This window comes from Gemmatimonadales bacterium, from assembly GCA_036500345.1.
In the GTDB taxonomy this organism is placed as follows: domain Bacteria; phylum Gemmatimonadota; class Gemmatimonadetes; order Gemmatimonadales; family GWC2-71-9; genus Palsa-1233.
This window is the reverse complement of sequence record DASYCE010000013.1, coordinates 1-18,506: the sequence shown is the minus strand read 5'-3', so window position 1 is coordinate 18,506 and position 18,506 is coordinate 1. Positions and strand designations below refer to the sequence as shown.

General features: G+C 65.9%; 19 protein-coding genes. 16 read left to right on the top strand and 3 right to left on the bottom strand.

Annotated features, from left to right (window positions below; genetic code table 11):
- Positions 1 to 61: 61 nt before the first annotated feature.
- From VGM20_07425 to VGM20_07395, 7 genes are all read left to right on the top strand, one after another.
- Complete coding sequence (locus VGM20_07425; GenBank protein HEY4100692.1) at positions 62 to 1,135, top strand: NAD(P) transhydrogenase subunit alpha; 1,074 nt, start codon at positions 62 to 64, stop codon at positions 1,133 to 1,135.
- Positions 1,136 to 1,450: an NAD(P) transhydrogenase subunit alpha gene (locus VGM20_07420; protein ID HEY4100691.1), complete on the top strand. Its 315-nt coding sequence runs from the start codon at positions 1,136 to 1,138 to the stop codon at positions 1,448 to 1,450.
- Positions 1,447 to 2,838 carry an NAD(P)(+) transhydrogenase (Re/Si-specific) subunit beta gene (locus tag VGM20_07415; GenBank protein HEY4100690.1) on the top strand — a complete coding sequence of 464 codons (1,392 nt, stop codon included), beginning with the start codon at positions 1,447 to 1,449 and terminating at the stop codon, positions 2,836 to 2,838. Before VGM20_07420 ends, VGM20_07415 begins: the two co-directional genes overlap by 4 nt.
- A gap of 308 nt (positions 2,839 to 3,146) precedes the next feature.
- Positions 3,147 to 4,040: an RNA polymerase sigma factor RpoD/SigA gene (locus VGM20_07410; GenBank protein HEY4100689.1), complete on the top strand. Its 894-nt coding sequence runs from the start codon at positions 3,147 to 3,149 to the stop codon at positions 4,038 to 4,040.
- Positions 4,037 to 4,534: a hypothetical protein gene (locus VGM20_07405; GenBank protein ID HEY4100688.1), complete on the top strand. Its 498-nt coding sequence runs from the start codon at positions 4,037 to 4,039 to the stop codon at positions 4,532 to 4,534. The genes VGM20_07410 and VGM20_07405 overlap by 4 nt, the downstream gene beginning before the upstream one ends.
- A gap of 38 nt (positions 4,535 to 4,572) precedes the next feature.
- Positions 4,573 to 5,067, top strand: coding sequence for a hypothetical protein (locus tag VGM20_07400; protein HEY4100687.1), 495 nt, complete (start codon positions 4,573 to 4,575; stop codon positions 5,065 to 5,067).
- Positions 5,064 to 5,558 (top strand): hypothetical protein, encoded by a 495-nt coding sequence (locus VGM20_07395; GenBank protein HEY4100686.1) that lies wholly within the window; start codon positions 5,064 to 5,066, stop codon positions 5,556 to 5,558. Before VGM20_07400 ends, VGM20_07395 begins: the two co-directional genes overlap by 4 nt.
- 9 nt (positions 5,559 to 5,567) lie before the next feature.
- Here the strand turns inward: VGM20_07395 and VGM20_07390 are convergent, their stop codons facing one another.
- Both VGM20_07390 and VGM20_07385 read right to left on the bottom strand, forming a co-directional pair.
- On the bottom strand, positions 5,568 to 6,008 hold the full coding sequence (locus VGM20_07390) for an SRPBCC domain-containing protein (GenBank protein HEY4100685.1): 441 nt from the start codon (positions 6,006 to 6,008) through the stop codon (positions 5,568 to 5,570).
- 255 nt (positions 6,009 to 6,263) lie between these two features.
- Positions 6,264 to 6,494: a hypothetical protein gene (locus VGM20_07385; GenBank protein HEY4100684.1), complete on the bottom strand. Its 231-nt coding sequence runs from the start codon at positions 6,492 to 6,494 to the stop codon at positions 6,264 to 6,266.
- A 519-nt stretch (positions 6,495 to 7,013) separates the two neighbouring features.
- Between VGM20_07385 and VGM20_07380 the strand changes: the two genes are divergently transcribed.
- Positions 7,014 to 7,712, top strand: coding sequence for a hypothetical protein (locus VGM20_07380; GenBank protein ID HEY4100683.1), 699 nt, complete (start codon positions 7,014 to 7,016; stop codon positions 7,710 to 7,712).
- Positions 7,713 to 7,796: 84 nt separating this feature from the next.
- Entirely contained in the window at positions 7,797 to 8,156 is a 360-nt protein-coding gene (locus VGM20_07375; protein ID HEY4100682.1) for a hypothetical protein, read from the top strand.
- A gap of 5 nt (positions 8,157 to 8,161) precedes the next feature.
- On the opposite strand, the gene acnA is transcribed toward VGM20_07375, so the two are convergent.
- Complete coding sequence (gene acnA, locus VGM20_07370; GenBank protein ID HEY4100681.1) at positions 8,162 to 10,924, bottom strand: aconitate hydratase AcnA; 2,763 nt, start codon at positions 10,922 to 10,924, stop codon at positions 8,162 to 8,164.
- 24 nt (positions 10,925 to 10,948) lie between these two features.
- Between acnA and VGM20_07365 the strand changes: the two genes are divergently transcribed.
- The 7 genes from VGM20_07365 to VGM20_07335 all read left to right on the top strand — a co-directional run.
- Positions 10,949 to 11,254: a DUF971 domain-containing protein gene (locus VGM20_07365; protein ID HEY4100680.1), complete on the top strand. Its 306-nt coding sequence runs from the start codon at positions 10,949 to 10,951 to the stop codon at positions 11,252 to 11,254.
- A gap of 97 nt (positions 11,255 to 11,351) precedes the next feature.
- Positions 11,352 to 11,672, top strand: a complete 321-nt coding sequence (locus VGM20_07360; protein ID HEY4100679.1) for a hypothetical protein — start codon at positions 11,352 to 11,354, stop codon at positions 11,670 to 11,672.
- On the top strand, positions 11,669 to 14,080 hold the full coding sequence (locus VGM20_07355) for a PIG-L family deacetylase (protein ID HEY4100678.1): 2,412 nt from the start codon (positions 11,669 to 11,671) through the stop codon (positions 14,078 to 14,080). Before VGM20_07360 ends, VGM20_07355 begins: the two co-directional genes overlap by 4 nt.
- Positions 14,081 to 14,085: 5 nt before the next feature.
- Positions 14,086 to 15,171: an extracellular solute-binding protein gene (locus VGM20_07350; GenBank protein ID HEY4100677.1), complete on the top strand. Its 1,086-nt coding sequence runs from the start codon at positions 14,086 to 14,088 to the stop codon at positions 15,169 to 15,171.
- Positions 15,168 to 16,211 (top strand): ABC transporter ATP-binding protein, encoded by a 1,044-nt coding sequence (locus VGM20_07345; GenBank protein HEY4100676.1) that lies wholly within the window; start codon positions 15,168 to 15,170, stop codon positions 16,209 to 16,211. The genes VGM20_07350 and VGM20_07345 overlap by 4 nt, the downstream gene beginning before the upstream one ends.
- Positions 16,211 to 17,851 (top strand): iron ABC transporter permease, encoded by a 1,641-nt coding sequence (locus VGM20_07340; protein ID HEY4100675.1) that lies wholly within the window; start codon positions 16,211 to 16,213, stop codon positions 17,849 to 17,851. Before VGM20_07345 ends, VGM20_07340 begins: the two co-directional genes overlap by 1 nt.
- A partial coding sequence (locus VGM20_07335; GenBank protein ID HEY4100674.1) for an MFS transporter occupies positions 17,848 to 18,506 on the top strand: 659 nt, incomplete at its 3' end. The genes VGM20_07340 and VGM20_07335, both read left to right, overlap by 4 nt.

The following is an 18,506-nucleotide window of genomic DNA, read 5'->3' as shown; positions in this document are numbered from 1 at the left end:
TTGAAAGTCCACCGCGGCGGGGGTTACCTTGGCAGCGCCTCGGATCGGGGAGCATCACCTCATGCACGTCGGAGTTCTGAAGGAGACCGCTGCGCGCGAGCGCCGGGTTGCGCTCACCCCCGACGCGGTCGTGCGCCTGGTCAAGGCGGGTGATATCGTCACCGTCGAACGCGGCGCCGGAGCAGCGGCATGGTTCGACGACGCCGCGTATGCAACCGCCGGCGCCAATCTCGCCGATCCGCGCGACGTCGCTCAGGCCGATGTGGTCTGCAAGGTGCAACGCCCGGCGCCGGGAGAGGTCGACGTTCTGCGGCGCGGCTCCGTACTGATCGCCCTCGCCGGCCGCGAACCGTCGGCGCCGGTGGAGACGCTCACAGCCAATGGCATCACCCTCCTCGCCCTCGAGAAGGTTCCGCGCTCGACGCGGGCGCAATCGATGGACGTCCTGTCGTCGCAGGCCACGGTTGCCGGGTACAAGGCGACGCTGATTGGCGCCGGCGCGCTGGGACGATTCCTTCCGATGCTGACGACCGCCGCCGGCTCGCTCACCCCGGCGAAGATTCTCGTCCTCGGTGCCGGCGTCGCCGGTCTCCAGGCAATCGCGACGGCGCGTCGTCTCGGTGGCATCGTGACCGGTTTCGACGTCCGTCCCGCGGCTGCCGAGGAGGTGAAGTCGCTCGGCGCAAAATTCCTCGCCCCCGAAGCTGTCGCCGCCGACGCCGCGACAGCGGGCGGATACGCGAAGGAGCTGGCGCAGGATCAGCAGCAGCGCGTACTCGCCGCGATCGCGGGCGCCATCGGTCCAATGGACCTGGTGATCTCGACCGCCGCGATTCCGGGACGTCCCGCGCCGCAGCTGATCACCACGGCGATGGTCGAATCGATGAAGTCGGGATCGGTGATCATCGACGTGTCGGCGGAGACCGGCGGCAACTGCGAGCTGACTCGCCCCGGCGAAACGGTCGAGCACAACGGCGTCACGATCATCGGCCCGCTCAACCTGCCGAGCACCATGCCGATCCATGCCTCGCAGATGTTCGCGCGCAACGTGATCACCCTGCTCGACCTGCTGCGCAAGGACGGAAAGCTCCTGCTCAATCTCGATGACGATATCGTGAAAGCGATGGTGACCTGAATGTCCGCAACCGCCGTCATCCAGATCTACGTGTTCGTGCTGGCAGCGTTCCTCGGCTACCAGGTGATCATGCGTGTCCCGCCGCTGCTGCACACCCCGCTCATGTCGGCCACCAACGCCATTTCGGGGATTTCACTGGTCGGCTCGATCGTCGCCGCCGGATCCGGCGATCACCGGATCAGCAACATTCTCGGCTGCATCGCCGTGGCGTGCGCGATGGTCAACGTCGTCGGCGGCTTCGCCATCACCGATCGCATGCTCAAGATGTTCCGGCACAAACCCTCCGAGCCGAAGCGCCCGGAGTCCGGCACGTGAACATTCGCGAACTGATCACTCAGGTCACCTATCTCGCGGCGTCGGTCTTCTTCATTCTCGGCCTGCGATCACTGACTCATCCCGATCGTGCCCGTAGCGGGATGAATCAGGCCGCGATCGGCATGTTGCTCGCCATTGTCGGGACGCTGGTGCAGCAGCAGATCGTGACATACGAATGGATCATCGTGGGGCTCATCGTCGGCACGCTCATCGGCATTCCGATGGGGACCAAGGTGCCGATGACCGCGATGCCGCAGCAGATCGCTATCTCGCACGGCTTCGGCGCGCTCGCGGCGACGCTGGTCGGCGTCAACGAGTTCATCGTCCAGGGTTTCGGCGCAGGGATCAGCCACGGGACGATGGTCGCCCTCGGTTTCGAGACGCTCTTCGGCGCGCTCACCGTCACCGGCTCGATCATGGCGTTCGGGAAGCTGCAGGAACTCCTCCCCGGCCGCCCGATCACCTGGCCGCTGCAGAACGCCACCAGCATCGGGCTCCTCGCCGTCACCCTCGGCCTCTTCGTCTGGCTGGTGATCAATCCCGCCAACCCGATGGCGTTCTGGGCGATGATCGGCGTGTCGCTGCTGATCGGCGTCCTCTTCGTGGTGCCGATCGGCGGCGCCGACATGCCGGTGGTCGTCTCGCTCCTCAATTCGTACGCCGGCCTCGCCGCCGCCGCGACGGGCTTTGCCATCGGCAACAACGTGCTGATCATCGCCGGCGCACTCAACGGCGCGTCGGGTTTCCTCCTGTCGATCCTGATGTCGAAGGCGATGAACCGGTCGTTTGCCAACGTCCTCTTCGGGGCATTCGGCGGCCAGGCGGTGGCGGCGAGCACGACGTCGTCGGCCGGTCTCACGGTGCGCAGCATCTCCGCCGAAGACGCCGCCGTGCAGCTGGCGTATGCCTCACGCGTGATCGTCGTGCCGGGGTACGGTCTCGCGGTGGCCCAGGCGCAACATGTGGTGCAGGAGCTCGCCGAACAGATCGAGAAGCGCGGCGGCGACGTGAAGTATGCCGTGCATCCGGTGGCGGGACGGATGCCGGGCCACATGAACGTCCTTCTCGCCGAAGCCAACGTGCCGTACGACAAGCTCCTCGACATGGAGGAGATCAACCCCCAATTCGAGCAGTGCGACGTGGCGCTGGTGGTCGGCGCCAACGACGTCGTCAACCCCGCCGCGCGGACCGACCCATCCTCCCCGATCTATGGCATGCCGATCCTCAATGTGGACAAGGCGCGAAGCGTCATCGTGCTGAAGCGGGGGATGAGTGCCGGATTCGCCGGGATCGAAAACGCCCTCTTCTACGAGCCCCGGACGTCGATGCTCTTCGGCGACGCCAAGGCCTCGCTTACCCGCCTCGTCACCGAGATCAAAGCGCTGTAGTGACGAATCCCGCCGCTCGGGCGTCTCCTAGTGAGAGCCCCAGTCCGGGCATTCATGTCAGACAGCTGTCAACCGGGAACGCCGGGCACCGCGAGCGCGTATGTGGCATGACAGCGCCGATGATCGGCTCCTGTTTCACGGTGGACCGTCAAAGCGAAGTTCATGTTTCACAGGGTTTTACGATCAATAGCTTGCTAAAGTGCTGCGGCAGAGTTATTTTCGCCTCGCTTGCGGGGCCGATATTCTCGCGTAGTGGTGCGACTTGGGGTCGCTCCCTGACGGCGGGATCGAGGGGATAGGAGTTGGACGTGACCATTCGTGCTCGCGGAAAGCGGCGGTCGCTCCGTCCGGCGCAGATCGCCCGGGCGGTCGATGAAGGCCGGGAGAGTCTCGATCTGTACCTGGACGAGATCTCGCGGGTCCCGCTGCTCAATCGTGAAGAAGAGATGGCGCTGGCGCGCCGGGCGTTTCAGGGTGACATCCTCGCCCAGGAACGGCTGGCACGGCACAACGTCCGCTTCGTCGTGTCCGTGGCCAAGAAGTTCCAGAACCGCGGCGTGCCGCTCGTCGACCTGATTGGCGAGGGGAACCTCGGCCTCATGACCGCGGCGCGGAAGTTCGATCCCGATCGCGGCGTCAAGTTCATCTCGTACGCCGTCTGGTGGATCCGCCAGGCGGTCCAGGCGGCGATTGCCCGTCATGGCCGTCCGGTTCGGGTGCCGCTCAACCGTACGGCGGATCTGTCGCGCCTCGGCAAGACCACGACGTATCTCAAGGAACAGCTCGGGCGGATGCCCACCACCGACGAGCTCGCCCGCGCCACCGGGTTGACCGAGGAAGCGGTTCGTTCGCTGTCGTCGCTCAACACCGAGGCGGTCCGTCTCGATCATCCGACGCGCGAAGGCGATGGCAACGAGCGGATGGAGCGCTTCGCGCTGGCCGAGCAGGAACAGACCGATGCGCACACGATGGCGAATTCGCAGAGCGCCGACATCGAAGCCGCACTCGATTCGCTGCCGCCGCGCGACGCCAAGGTCCTGCGCCTCTACTTCGGGCTCGACGACGGCCAGCCGCGTACCCTCGAGGAGATCGGCCGGATGATGGGCGTCACGCGGGAACGGATCCGCCAGTTGCGCGATCGTGCTCTCGTTCGCCTGCGCGAAGGTGAGACCGGCGAAAAGCTCAAGGATCTCGTCGCATGATACGCCGCGGGATCGGCGCGGCGGTCCTTGCCGTCGCGATGATTGCCAACCGGGGTGCGGCGCAGGGCGCCCACCCCGATTTCGCTGGGACCTGGGTCCTCGACGCGTCGAAGAGCACCTCGGAACCTGCTCCACTCCCCACTTCGGCCACGTGGACGATCACCACCCACGGTGACACGATCACGATCGACCGCGAGACGACGGCGCCGACGATCGGGACGTCGACCTCGCATGTCGTTGTCGCGACCGACGGGAAGCCCTATCAGAACACGCTGCCCATCGGCCCCGAAACGGTGACCACCACCAGCACCGCCACGTTCGACTCGCAGGGACTGGTCGTCATCACGACCGGCACCTCGCAGGGATACGACTTCACCCAGACCGACCATTGGACCCTCGGCACCGACGGGAAGACGCTGACGTCAAGCCGCGTGGTGGATGTCGGCGGACAGAACGTGCTGTCGGCCACCCTCGTGTTCAATCGCAAGCCGTAACCTCCCGCTCGCTCCCTCCGACACCTCGGAGCACCATCATGTCACACTCGTTCCGAACCCTCTCGAGCGCCCTGGTGCTCTCCGCCGCAATTGCGCTGTCCGCCGCAGCGCAGGGCCCGCGTCCCGACCTCAGCGGCACCTGGGTGCTCGACCCGATCCGGAGTGCGGCGAGTCAGTTTCTCCCGGCGTCCGCGATCTACACCATCGTCCAGCACGGTGACACCGTTACGATGGATCGGCAGACCAGCACCACCGTGGGGAACGTGTCGGTACACACGGTCGAGGGAGTCGACGGGAAGGTCTGGAAGAATACCGCCACCGTCGCAGGGCAGACGGTGGAGATGTCAACCACCGCCGGATGGTCGCACGATACGCTTGTCGATCATTCGAGTGGGTCGCTTCAGGGAACAGAGTTCAGCGAAGACAACCGGCTCTCGCTCTCGGCCGACAAATCGACGATGACGATGCTCCGCACGCTGCACGTCGGCGGGCAGGACGTGCCGCTGACGATGGTCTTTTCGAAGAAGCCATGACGCGCGCCCGGTCGATCGCGCCGGAGGTCACCCTGCTGCTCAGCCTCGCCGGCGGCAGGAACGCGCTGGCGCAGCGCGCATCGCATCCCGATTTGAGCGGCACCTGGATCCTCGACGTCGCGCGCAGCGATTCGAGTTCGTTCACTCCGAAATCAGCGACGTATGTCGTCACGCAGGCTGCGGACTCCATCATCGTCGATCGCGAGACATCGGGAACGGGGAAGCAGCACGCCGTCTACGCGCTCGATGGAACGCCTCGCGTCAACACGCTTCGATTGATCGGTACCTCGACCGAGGCCACGAGCAAGGTGGAATGGATCGGCGACACGCTGGTGGTACACACCACCAGTCGCCCGGAAGATGCCGATCTGGTGCAGATCGATCGATGGTCGCTTGGCGCCAACGGGACCGAGCTGCGAATCCATCGTGAAGCCGTGTATGCCGGCCAGTCGATGGGGTCGCCGACGCTGGTGTTCGGACGGAAGCAGTAAGTCGCTGCGTCAGTGCGGCTTGAACGTCTTTCCGGTCTCGATCAGCGTCTTGAGCCGCGACAGGATCCGCGGCCACCCGTCTGCGGTCGCCCCGTAGGTGGTGTCGTCCTCCGCCCACTGGTCGTGTGTCAACGTGACCTGCGTCGCCTCGCTCTCGGCCACGAGGTCGACCGTCACGCGGGAATACTTCTCCGACGGTCCCACTGCAAAGGTGTACCGGAGTCGCTTCGGCCGGTCCACTTCGAGCACCTTCCCGTGAACAAACGCGACGCGCTGGCCGTCCTTGCCGCTGCCGACCCAGTTCATCGGGCCGCCGGGCGTGAGATCGGTCTCGAGGTCGGCCCCCATGAAGAGGATTCGATTCGACTCGGATGAGACGAATCCCTCCCACACCTTCTCCGGTGTTGCGGCGATGTAGAAGACGAACTGCTTCGGCGGCTGGTCGGCCATCTGGAAATCCTTTGATTGATTAGCTCCGACGCGTCGCTTCGGGCCGTTCCGCGTCAGGGGGTACCAATGAAAACTATCCTTCTGACGTCATTCAGCCGGCCAGCCGCCCCTGACATGCCGCGTCTGATCGATCCCATCGGCGAGCTGTCAGCAGCCAATCCACCTGTGCCGACCGGAGGATCCCGCGGCCGACCCCGGCGACGATGCTGCCCAAAGCTGCGGCGCCGTGCCGATGCCAATCCTGAGCTGCTGCCCTCAGCCTGTCGCTCCCCGCACCTCCGCGTTTCCCGCACTGACCGGATCACGACCGCCGGTCGGACCATTGACAGCACCGCGCGCATCCTTCGCTACCCCGGCTGCGATTCTCAGCCGTCGCTTCACGTACGATCCGATCCACTTCGATCCTCGGCGAATCGACATCATCACACCCCCTGCCGGATCGATGAATCCGCCGACCGGGCCCGTCCCGAAGTCGATCGCACTCATCGGTTCGCAATCACCGGGTGGATTGCAACTGCAGGAGAGGTCGCCCCGCCGTCGATCGACGTTCCTGGTTCGTCCGGATCGCGGATCGCGCAACCGACAGCTGCTCGAGTTCGTCGGCCTCAGTCACTGAACTGCCGATCCGCTGATCGCGCCGCAGAATCACGGCTCGAATCGACCGATCGTTCGATTCGGCAATCGCCCTCCAGGTGCCGATCGTACCGCCGCCCTATCGCTGCGCCCGCTCACTTGCTCGCGCTGCCGACCGCACTTCGCCGTGAGCGGAGTGGTTCAACACCTCGCCCGTACCATTCCGCAACTTGACACATTGTCCGATTTCCGGACGATTCTCTCGACGCCGTCCCTGACGGCTCGGCTAACTCCTTGCGCAACAACGCCATCGCTCATGGCACGACCGCTGCAACCGCAATGTCGTCAATCGCATGCCCGCGAGGTTATTCCGATCTCGCTCACGGATTCACTACCCGGCCGCAAGGCGGCGGGGCAATCAGGAGGTCCACCATGAAGGCCAGGATTCGGCAACAACTCTCTGCCGCGCGGCGCGCCCTCGATTACGCGCAGCGACACCCGATCGACGACAACGGCTTCAGGGTCGCGCTGCAACGCCTCGAAGCCGCCGTCACCTTGGTCACCAATCTCGGCTTGCAGGAGTCCGCCGGTCGGAGCGGCCGGCGCGCAGGCGTGCTTCAACGCCGGGCCGCGCGACGCAAGATTCGCGATGAGCTCCTGATACGCGTCGTCAGCGTGGCGGCCCAGGCGATCGACGACGATCCAACCATTCTCGGCGTCTTCTCCATGCCGCGCTCCGGCCCGAACAAGCGTTTTCTCCTCGAAGCCCGATCGCTGCTCGCAGCGACGGCGGCCCGCGTCGATACGCTGATTCCCCTCGGCCTTGGCGATCACTTCGTCGACGACCTCGGCACCGCACTCGATCAGTTCGAGGCGACCGGCACCACGATCGACACCGGCCGCGGCCTCCATGTCGGTGCAGTCCGGACCTACGGCAAGGCGATCGACAATTGCCGTCGCGCGATCAACGTGATCGAGACGTACTACCGCGCCGCGGCGATCCCTGATGAGAGCACGCTTGCCGGATGGATCAATGCGCGGACTGTCGAAGGTCCGTTCACGCGGCACAAAGGAGCGGACGATATTTCGGCCCCTTCAGGTGATGATCCCTCGGGCCCGCATTCGCACTAATTCGCACCACCACCGCGTACAACTGCTGCGTTGAGCAGGAAAGCTGTCTTTATTGTATTCGCTCGTCTCAACCACGAGCGACTGATGCCGGTGACCGCGCGACTTTCAAAGGCCCTCTATGACCGGTTCGGCGAGCAGATCGTCCGCGAGCTGGTCGATTGGTTCAATCAGATGGACATCACATATCGGAATGACCTGCGCGAGCTGAACGAGCGCAATTTCGACCGGCTTGACGCCAAGCTCAACCAGCGGCTCGCGGAATTCCGCACCGAATTGATCGGAATGATCCACGGAATGGAGAAGCGACTCGATGATCGCCTCGTCGCACTCGAAGTGATGCTCGAACGCCGCCTCGGCGAACAGTCGCGCTGGCTGGTGACGATGTGGATCACGATGTGGGTCACGATCGTCGGCGCCGCGACAGCGCTCTGGTTTCACCGCTAGGGCAATCAGCCCTTCGCGAACATCCGCAGCACGCGCTGCAGGATTCCCCCGTGCTGGAGGTATTCGACTTCCACGGGAGAGTTGAGCCGCACCAGCGCCTTGAACGTCGTCGTCTTCTTCGTGTCGGGGTCGGTCGCCGTGACCGTGACCGTCCCACCCGGCTTCGCTGCGGCGATCCCGCTGATCGAGAAGACTTCCTTCCCCGTAAGCCCGAGGCTCGCGGCGTTCTTTCCTTCTTCGAAGCCGAGCGGCAGGATCCCCATGCCAACCAGGTTCGACCGGTGAATCCGCTCGTAGCTCTCCGCGATTACCGCCTTCACACCGAGCAGCGTCGTCCCCTTCGCCGCCCAGTCGCGCGACGATCCGGTGCCGTATTCCTTGCCGACGAGAAGGACCAGCGGCGTTCCGCTGTCGATGTACTTCATCGCCGCGTCATAGATGCTCATCACCTCGCCGGACGGGAAGTGAATCGTCCAGTTCCCCTCCTTGTCCGGAACGAGACGGTTCTTGATGCGGACGTTCCCGAAGGTCCCGCGCATCATCACTTCATGATTGCCGCGCCGCGATCCGAACGTGTTCCAGTCGGGCTGTTCGACGCCATGCTCGCGCAGGTATCGCGCCGCAGGGCCGCTCTTGGGGATCGCACCGGCCGGCGAGATATGATCGGTCGTCACCGAGTCACCGAGCAGCGCGAGGACGCGGGCGTCGCTGATGTCGGTCAGCGGCTGTGGGTTCTTCGGCAGGTTTGCGAAGAACGGCGGATTCCGGATATAGGTGCTCTTCGGATCCCACGCGAACCGTGATCCGCCCGGAACATTGAGCCCGCGCCACTCTTCGTCGCCATCAAAGACCGCGCCGTACTGCTTCTGGAAGAGATCGGGCCCGAGGCAGGCGCTCATCGTCTCGGCGATCTCCTTCGGCGTTGGCCACACGTCGCGGAGGAAGACTTCCTTGCCATCACGGTCGGTGCCGAGCGGATCCCGATTGAGATCGGCGTCGACGCGGCCGAGGAGCGCGTACGCGACCACGAGCATCGGCGACATCAGATAGTTGGCGCGCACTTGCGGGTGGATCCGCGCCTCGAAGTTGCGATTGCCGGAGAGGACCGACGCCGTCACCAGCGAATGCTCGTCGATCACCGTGGCGATCGGATCAGCGAGCGGGCCGCTGTTGCCGATGCAGGTGGTGCAGCCGTATCCCACCGTCTGGAATCCGAGTGCGTCGAGATCACCGTCGAGCTTGGCGCGCTTGAGATAGTCGGTAACGACGCGCGACCCCGGTGCCATCGATGTCTTCACCCACGGCCGCGCCTTGAGCCCGCGGGCCGCCGCCTTCCGCGCCAGCAGTCCTGCGCCGACCATCACCGACGGGTTCGACGTATTGGTGCATGACGTGATCGCGGCGATCACCACCGAACCGTCGTGGACCTGGTGGACCGCTCCTTCGAGTTCGACCGGATAGTGATCCGGTGCCCCGGGATGTCCGGTCGGCGGTGCGCCCCCTTCGCCGTTCCAGCGCGAGAGCGCGACCTCCGCCTGCTTCCGCCGTGCCGCGGGAACGGTCGGCTGCATCAGCGCGGGGAGGTTCTCGTCGAAATTCCGGTGCAGTCCGTCGAGCGGCACCCGATCCTGCGGACGCTTGGGACCGGCCACGCTCGGCACGACGGTGGAGAGGTCGAGTTCGAGCATCGCATTGAATTGCGGATCGGCAGCTTCCGGCGTGTGGAAGAGCTGCTGGGCGCGGCAATACTCTTCGACCAGCGCGACCTGCGCCGGCTCGCGTCCGGTCTGCTCGAGGTAGCGCAACGTCTGGGCATCGACCGGAAAGAAGCCGCAGGTGGCACCGTACTCCGGCGCCATGTTGGCGATCGTCGCGCGATCGGCGATCGGCAGTTGATGAAGCCCCGGTCCGAAAAATTCGACGAACTTGTCGACGACGCCGTGCTTGCGCAGCTGCTGCGTGACCGTGAGGACCAGGTCGGTGGCCGTGCAGCCGGCGGGGAGCGCGCCGGTCAGCTTCATCCCCACCACTTCGGGGAGGAGCATGAAGTACGGCTGGCCGAGCATGACCGCTTCCGCCTCGATGCCGCCCACACCCCAGCCGAGGACGCCGAGGCCGTTGATCATCGTGGTGTGCGAGTCGGTACCGACCAGTGTGTCGGGATAGGCAGTCACCGCGCCGTATTGTTCGCGGACCTGCACGCAGGGCGAGAGATATTCCAGGTTGACCTGATGCACGATCCCGGTGCCCGGGGGCACGACCCTGAAGTTCTTGAAGGCGCGCTGGGCGAACTTCAGCAGTTGGTACCGCTCCGCATTGCGATCGAACTCGAGCGCGACATTCAGCTTGAACGCTTCGGCGGTGCCGTAGTGGTCGACCTGCACCGAGTGATCGATCACCAGGTCGCACGGGACGACTGGATTGATCCGCTCCGGATCACCTCCCATCGCGGCCATCGCGTCGCGCATCGCCGCAAGATCGACGACGCACGGAACGCCGGTGAAATCCTGCAGCACCACGCGCGCGGGAAGGAACGGAATCTCTGCCGTCCCCGCCTTTGCCGGGGTCCACGACGCGAGGGCGCGCACATGCTCGTCGGTGACGAAGCCGTGCCCGCGGTGCCGCAGCGCATTCTCCAGCAGGACGCGGATCGAGAACGGCAATTGGTCGAGGCGCGTCAGTCCGGCCTGTTGCAGCGCGGGAAGTGAATGGATCGTGAGGGTGCGATTGCCGGAGGCAATGGTGGTCGCGGTTTCGGGCATCGGCATCGGGTCCGGGGCTAAGATTCGATCATGCGCCACCAAGATAAACAGGTCCCGCGGGCGATTCGCCGACGGCCCGACGCGATCGAAATCGACTGGGGAGAGGGCGCCGAGCCGCAGATTCTTGGCCTCCGATCGCTGCGGTTGGCCTGCCCCTGCGCCGCATGCGTGGATGAGATGTCGGGGCGCCGGATCCTCGATCCGTCCAGCGTTCCCGGGGATGTTCACGCCGAGGCGCTGGAACTCGTCGGCGCCTATGGTCTCCGAATTCGCTGGAGCGATGGTCACGGAACCGGGATCTACACGTTCGACTTCCTCCGGGAGCACCGGGGATAAACGGTGGTTGCCCCTTGGCGCCCGTCCCATCGACCGCTAGCGTTCCGGTTTCGCTCTCTCATCGCCAAGCAGTCCGTCCGCCGCGCCAGGGTCGCCGATGATCGGAAAGCGCTACTGGATTGGGATCTGGTATGTCATCCTGGCGATGGGGATCGCGGGGCTGATCGGCGCCATCCATTGGGGGATCAAGACCCATTGGCGCAACCTGGAGGAAGTCCTCCGGGGGATCGGGACGATCTCCGCGTCGGTCGGGATGCTGTTGCTGTTGCACGGCAGCGGCGGCGGCGCGGGAGAGACACTGCTCCTGGCTGCGTTGATCTCATTCATTCTGGCGTTCGCCATTGGTCGCGAGCGGACGCCGAAGGACCGTCCCCGCGACGGCTCGCCACCAGTCGAACCTCCGCCCCCGCAACCATGACTCGTATATATCGTCACCTGGCGTTTGCCGGGTGCCTCATTGTCGGTATCGCAGCCGTCGCTTCGCCCATTGCCGCTCAGACCGGTGGTGCCGGCACCGGCGGACTCGCCCGTCTCGCGCAGGAGCAGAAGCTCGCCGGAAGCTGGCGGCGCGTCCTGATGATTGGCGCCCATCCCGACGATGAGGACACCGAACTCCTCACCATTCTCGCGCGTGGCGATGGGATCACCGCCGGGTATCTGTCGCTCACGCGCGGAGACGGCGGTCAGAACCTGATCGGCAGCGAGCTTGGCAAGTCGCTCGGCGTGTTGCGGACGGAGGAATTGGTGTCGGCGCGGAAGATCGACGGCGCCCAGCAGTTCTTTACCCGCGCCTTCGACTTCGGCTTCTCCAAGACGGCCGACGAAACGTTCCGCTTCTGGAATCGCGACTCGGTCCTCAAGGACATGGTGCGCATCATCCGGCGCTTCCGTCCGCAGGTGGTGGTGTCCGTGTTCTCCGGCACGCCGGCCGATGGGCACGGTCATCACCAGGTCGCGGGAATTCTTACCCCCGAGGCATACCGTGCCGCCGGCGACCCGGCACGATTCCCCGAGCTGGTCTCGCAGGAGCATCTCCCTCCGTGGCAGCCGTCGAAGCTCTATCGCGATGCGCGAGGGACGAGCGGCACGTTGACCTTCGACGGCGGCGTGATCGACCCCGCGGTCGGCTTGTCGCTGCGCCAGATCGCCGCACGAAGCCGGTCCCAGCACCGGTCCCAGAATCAGGGCGGTCTCGAAGAGCTCGGCCCTTCGCGGACCGGCCTGCGGCTGGTTGAGCGGATCCCGTCGATCACCGGCAATGACGATTCACTCTTCGCGGGGATCCCGCGCGAAGCACCGCCGGCAAACGACGTGCACGCCAACGAAGTGCAGTTGATCGAGAAGGGGATCGTCGTCGATGCCACGACCGACCGCGACGAGGTGACGCCTGGTGAAGCGGTCCCCGTGACACTGACCGTATGGAATGCCGGCCACGATACCGCTCGAGTGACCGCGGCGCTCGTTCCGCACGACGGCGTGAGCATTGGGAAAGGCGATTGTGCCGGCTCGATGCCGTCGGTTGCACCGGGGGCGCTCTATCGATGCACGGCAACGATGACGGTCGCGAATCACGCCGCGCCTTCGTCGCCGTACTATCTGGAGAAGCCGCTGGCGGGAGCGATGTTCCAGTGGAGCGGTCCGCCGTCGCTCTGGGGTGAACCCGAGGCGCCACCGATCGAAGCGGCGTTCCTCTTTCACGTGGCCGGCAGTCAGTACATGACCGTCACTCGCGAACTTGCCGCGCGATTCCGCGATCCGGTCCTCGGCGAAGTGCGCCATCCGGTGATAATCGTCCAGCCGATCACCGTCGATCTCCAGCCGTCGCAACTCCTCTGGCCGGCGAGCACGCGCCAGCACCAGTTCCAGGTGGTGCTGCAGCATCTCGAACAGGACTCGGCCGACGCCGTCGTCTCGCTGGCGTTGCCGCGCGGCTGGACCACCGCCGCGCCGCAGCACGTCCACTTCACCCGCGTCGGCGAACGCGCCACGGTGGCGTTCACCGTGACCACGCCGGCTGCGACGCCGGCGCAGCGATACGAGATCTCCGCGCGCGTCGTCAGCGGCCACGACACCCTCGACACCGGGCTCGAGCGAATCCGCTATCCGCACATCCGCGACCGGAACATCGTCACCGATGCGAGGTCCGCGATCGTCGTCACCGACATTGCCTTCGCGCCGGTCGGGACGATCGGATACGTGCGCGGCGGCGGCGACCTGATGCCCGAGGCGATGACCGACGCCGGGCTCCACGTCCAACTGCTCACCGGCGATGCGCTTGAACGTGGATCGCTCGCGCCATACAAGGTGATCGTGATCGGACCGCGCGCGTACGAGGCCGACGAGTCGCTCGATCGCGCCAATCCGCGCCTGATGCGCTGGCTCGAGGCCGGCGGGACGCTGATCATCCAGTACCAGCAGACGCCGTACGTTCGCGGCGGATATGCGCCGCGCCCGCTCAACATCGGCGCGCCGACGCAGAACCGCGTGACCGACGAAACCGCACCGGTGCATCTCATCGCTCCGCAACAGCAGGTGCTCCGTTGGCCCAATCCGATCGGCGCGCGCGACTTCGACAACTGGGTGCAGGAACGCGGCCTCGATTTCCCCGCGAGCTGGGATCCGGCGTGGACACCTGTTCTCGAAACGCACGACGCCGGCGACATCACGCGCGAAGGTGGGCTGCTGATTGCGCACGTCGGGAAGGGCATCGCGGTGTACACCGGTTTGTCGTTCCACCGGCAGCTCCCCGTCGTGGTTCCCGGTGCGTGGCGCCTCTGGGCGAACCTTCTTGCGGTGGGCCAGCGGCCAAACGCTGCCGCGCACTAGTGATCGTGCGTCGTGAGCCTGTCATCCTGAGCGGAGCGGGCGCGCAGCGCCTGCGCAGTCGAAGGATCGGCCTCACGCTCGCGATCTTGTTGTGTTCCTCCTGCTCCCGCGACCATCGCGAACACCTGACCATCTATTCACCGCATGATCGCGGCCTGCTGGAGCTGATGGAGCGGACCTTCGAAGCGGCGAATCCCGACATCGACGTCCGCTGGCTCGACATGGGGAGCCAGGACGTCGTCGATCGGCTCCGCTTCGAGAAGCCGAATCCCGTGGCCGACATCTGGTTCGGCGGACCGACGACCCTCTTCGACGCCGGCGTTGCCGACTCGCTCATCGAACCATACCGTCCCAGCTGGTGGCGCAATGTCGATTCCGAAGGGATCGGTCCGCACGATCTGTACTGGCCGGTCTATCGGACGCCGTCGGTCATCGCCTACAACCGCAACCTCGTCACCGCAGCGGACGCGCCGAAGGACTGGGACGACATCCTCCTTCCCAGATGGCGCGACCAGATCCTGATTCGCGATCCCGTCGCCAGCGGCACCATGCGTGCCATCTGGGGGATGATCGTGATGCGTAGCATGCAGCGGACCGGTGACACGGCGCAGGGGATGGCGTGGCTCCGCCGTCTCGACGCGCAGACGCGCACCTACGCGCTCAATCCGGCGATCCTGGCGGAGAAGCTCGCACGGGGCGAAGGGACCATCACCTTGTGGGATCTTCCGGACATGCTGATCTGGCAAAGCCAGGGAATGCCGTTCGGGTACACCTTTCCCGCCAGCGGGACACCGGTGATCGACGACGCCATCGCAATCGTGAAGGGAACGAAGCACCGCCGAGCAGCCGAACGGTTCGAGGAATTTGTCGGCAGCATCGACGCGCAGATTCTCACCGCGCAGAAGAGCTGGCGTCTTCCGGCGCGCACCGATCTCCCCGCCGATCGCGTCCCGCAGTGGGTCCGCGACGTCGATCATCAGATGGTGACCGCGCCGATCGATTGGGCGATGCTCGCGGCGCACGGAGCCGACTGGATGCGATACTGGGATCACCGCGTCCGCGGGACTGGCCGTCGCGAGGAGGGGAAATGAGCACCGTCCGTCTCGACAATGTGGCCAAGCGGTTCGGTGCGACAACGGTCGTGGCCGGCGTGTCGCTCGAGGTCGCCAACGGTGAACTGATCGCGCTGCTCGGGCCGAGCGGCAGCGGCAAGACGACGCTGCTGCGAATGATCGCCGGTTTCGAGAGCGTCGACGCCGGGCGGATCATCCTCGACGGCGACGACGTCACGTCGCGGACGGCGCTCGAGCGTCGCTGCGGCATGGTCTTCCAGCATTACGCACTCTTCCCGCATCTCACGGTCGGCGAGAATGTCGCGTACGGTCTCGCCTCCGAGCGGATGCCGCGCGAAGCACGCGACGCGCGCACCGCCGAGGTGCTGGCGATGGTCGATCTCAGCGGCTTCGAGTCCCGGAACATCGCATCGCTCTCGGGCGGCCAGCAGCAGCGGGTCGCCCTCGCGCGCGCCCTCGCACCACGTCCGCGAGTCCTGCTCCTCGACGAGCCGCTGTCGAACCTCGACCCCTCGCTTCGTGAGCGGACGCGGAAGGAACTCGGTGATCTGGTGCGCCGCACCGGGATCACGACGATCCTGGTGACGCACGAACAGGAAGAGGCGTTCGACCTGGCCGACCGGATCGCGCTCCTCCATCGTGGCGTCCTCGAGCAGCTTGGGCGTCCCGAGGATCTCTATCAGCAGCCGGCGACGCCGTTCGTGGCGCAGTTCGTTGGCCGGACTTCCGAGCTTGCCGGGACCGTTGTCGGCGCTGACGGCGATATCGTCCGGGTCACCGCCGGCGGTGGCGAATGGCGAGCGACCGCAGCGCCCGGCACTGCCGGCGCGGTGCGTCTCCTGGTGCGGCCTGAAGCGGTCGAGCTGGCGCCGTCAGGCACGCTCGCGGGAACAGTCGCTCGCCGCCGGTTCGCTGGTGCGAATGCTGTGCTCACGGTGCGCCTCGCAAGCGGCGAGGAGATCGAAGTGGCGGCGCGCCCCGATGCGGCGGCAGAAGGCGATGCAGTCCGCCTGCAGCCGACGGGGATCGGTGCTCACGCCTGGGGCGCGTCGGCGTGATGCGCCGATTGATCGCGCCGCTCCTCCTCGCCGCCCTCGCGTGGCTCGTCGTAGAGCCGATGGTGCTCGTCGGCGTTGATGCGATCCGGGTGCACGGTGCGTGGACCACGGGGCCGATCCACTCGTTTCTCACCGATCCGAATGAATGGCGCGCTGTCATCAACTCGGCCGGGCTCGCAATCGCCAGCGTCGTGCTCGGCGGCATCCTCGGCGTCTCGCTCGGACTCTTCACCCGGCTCGCCGACTTCCCGGGCCGTCGGGTTGTGTCCGCTCTGCTGGCGCTCCCGGCAGTCCTCCCGCCGCTGGTTGGCGTGGTCGCCTTTCTCTTCCTCTACGGCGAGAGCGGCATCTTTGCGCACCTCGTGATGGCAATCGCCCGCTCGGACACGCCGCCGTGGCGATTCGACGGCGCGGGCGCGGTGATCCTCATTCACGCCACCACGATGTACGTCTACACCTATCTGCTGGTGCGCGGCGCGCTGGCCACCTTCGACCCGGCGCTGCTTGAGGCCGCCACTGCTCTCGGTGCAGGTCGCAGCCGCGCGATCCGTACGATCCTCCTCCCGTTGCTGCGTCCGGCGATCGGCAACGGCGCGCTCCTCACCGCGCTTTCGTCCCTGGCGTCATTCTCGGCGCCATACGTCTTCGGCGGCGGCTTTCGCGTGCTCCCGACGCAGATCGTCAGCACCCGCCTCAACGGTGACATCCCGATCGCCATGGTCGAGACGCTGTCTCTCGTGGCACTGGCGATTGTGGCACTGGTGATGGCATCACGAATTGGCGGCGCCGGCGTCCGCGGGGCGGGGAAAGGGATCGCGCCGGCGCCGGTACGAACCGGGTCGCGGCGCAGGCGGATCGTGCTCGGTGTGATCGGATGGTCGGTAACCGGCTGGCTGCTGCTGCCACACCTCATGCTGCTGATGGTTTCGTTCGTCGCGCAAGGCGGGTGGACCTCGACCGCGTTGCCCGCGGCATGGACCGGCAGCAACTACGTATCGCTTATTACCGATCCCGTACAGTGGCGCCCCTTCGCCACATCGCTGTGGATGGCGACACTTGCTGCCGGCGTTGCGGCGGCGCTGGCTCTCGCGGTGGCCATGGTGGCGCGCGATCCGCGGCGGCGATTCTCCCGCTGGCTCGAAGCCGGGCTGGCGTTGCCGTGGGCGGTCCCGGGGACAGTCTACGCGATTGCGTTGGCGACGATGTTCTCGGTGCTGCAACCAGCCGCCGGACGGATCGTATTGATCGGCACGCTCTGGCTCCTTCCCCTGGCCTACCTGATCCGCTCACTTCCGGTGGTGGGGCGGCCGATGGTTGCAGCGGTCCGGGCGCTCGATCCGTCGCTCGATGAGGCAGCGGCATCGCTGGGCGCGGGGGCGTGGCGGGCATTTCGGACCGTGATCTTTCCGCTCCTGCTTCCGGTCCTGGCGGGTGCTGCGGCATTAGCCTTTGTGACGGGGCTGGGAGATTTCATGACGTCGATCATTCTCTACACCTACGACACCCGGCCGGTCTCGCTCGAGATCCTGGGTGCGATCCGGGGTGGGGCGTTCGGCGAAGCGGCGGCGTACGGTGTGGTCCTCACCGTGATCAGCACCGGGGCATTCCTGCTGGCCGAACGGAGTCGTCGAATCGCATGAATGCGGCACCGCGCACCAAACGGGAACAGTTCAACCAGTTGAGCGTCCTGATCGGGCTCAACTTCGTCGACATGCTCGGATCACTGATCGTGATCCCGCTCCTCCCGTTCTACGCCCTTCATTTCCACGCCACGGCCGAGACGGTCGGATGGCTGATCGCCTCATTCTCGATCGCGCAGCTGGTGGCGGCACCGCTGTGGGGACGAGTCTCCGATCGATATGGACGGCGCCCCGCGCTGATCATCGGCCTGCTGGCATCGTCGGTGGCATTTCTCGTCTTCGGACTCGCGGACTCCCTCTGGCTCCTCTTTCTCTCGCGGGTCGTGCAGGGGCTCGGCGGTGGAACGACCGGCGTCGCGCAGGCCTACGTCTCGGACACCGTGGAACGAGAACACCGCGCGCGGGCACTGGGATGGTTGTCGGCGGCAACGAATGCCGGCGTGATCCTCGGCCCCGGGATCGCGTCGCTCACCACGCACTGGGGACGGCAGGCCCCGGGGTTCATTGCGTCCGCTCTCTGTTTCGTCAACGTCATTGCCGCGTGGATCTGGCTCCCCGAATCGCGGCCCGCATCGGCTCGGACGGCGCCGGCATCGCGGAAGCCGATCTGGCATGCCGCGTCGACGGTGTTGCTCAATCCCGAGGGAGAATCGGA

Bases quoted from the DNA above. Each gene is read 5' to 3' on its own strand.
- VGM20_07425 (HEY4100692.1), top strand. From the start codon at position 62: ATGCACGTCGGAGTTCTGAAGGAGACCGCTGCGCGCGAGCGCCGGGTT.
- VGM20_07420 (HEY4100691.1), top strand. From the start codon at position 1,136: ATGTCCGCAACCGCCGTCATCCAGATCTACGTGTTCGTGCTGGCAGCG.
- VGM20_07405 (HEY4100688.1), top strand. From the start codon at position 4,037: ATGATACGCCGCGGGATCGGCGCGGCGGTCCTTGCCGTCGCGATGATT.
- VGM20_07400 (HEY4100687.1), top strand. From the start codon at position 4,573: ATGTCACACTCGTTCCGAACCCTCTCGAGCGCCCTGGTGCTCTCCGCC.
- VGM20_07395 (HEY4100686.1), top strand. From the start codon at position 5,064: ATGACGCGCGCCCGGTCGATCGCGCCGGAGGTCACCCTGCTGCTCAGC.
- VGM20_07390 (HEY4100685.1), bottom strand. From the start codon at position 6,008: ATGGCCGACCAGCCGCCGAAGCAGTTCGTCTTCTACATCGCCGCAACA.
- VGM20_07385 (HEY4100684.1), bottom strand. From the start codon at position 6,494: ATGAGTGCGATCGACTTCGGGACGGGCCCGGTCGGCGGATTCATCGAT.
- VGM20_07380 (HEY4100683.1), top strand. From the start codon at position 7,014: ATGAAGGCCAGGATTCGGCAACAACTCTCTGCCGCGCGGCGCGCCCTC.
- VGM20_07375 (HEY4100682.1), top strand. From the start codon at position 7,797: ATGCCGGTGACCGCGCGACTTTCAAAGGCCCTCTATGACCGGTTCGGC.
- acnA (HEY4100681.1), bottom strand. From the start codon at position 10,924: ATGCCGATGCCCGAAACCGCGACCACCATTGCCTCCGGCAATCGCACC.
- VGM20_07365 (HEY4100680.1), top strand. From the start codon at position 10,949: ATGCGCCACCAAGATAAACAGGTCCCGCGGGCGATTCGCCGACGGCCC.
- VGM20_07360 (HEY4100679.1), top strand. From the start codon at position 11,352: ATGATCGGAAAGCGCTACTGGATTGGGATCTGGTATGTCATCCTGGCG.
- VGM20_07355 (HEY4100678.1), top strand. From the start codon at position 11,669: ATGACTCGTATATATCGTCACCTGGCGTTTGCCGGGTGCCTCATTGTC.
- VGM20_07345 (HEY4100676.1), top strand. From the start codon at position 15,168: ATGAGCACCGTCCGTCTCGACAATGTGGCCAAGCGGTTCGGTGCGACA.
- VGM20_07340 (HEY4100675.1), top strand. From the start codon at position 16,211: ATGCGCCGATTGATCGCGCCGCTCCTCCTCGCCGCCCTCGCGTGGCTC.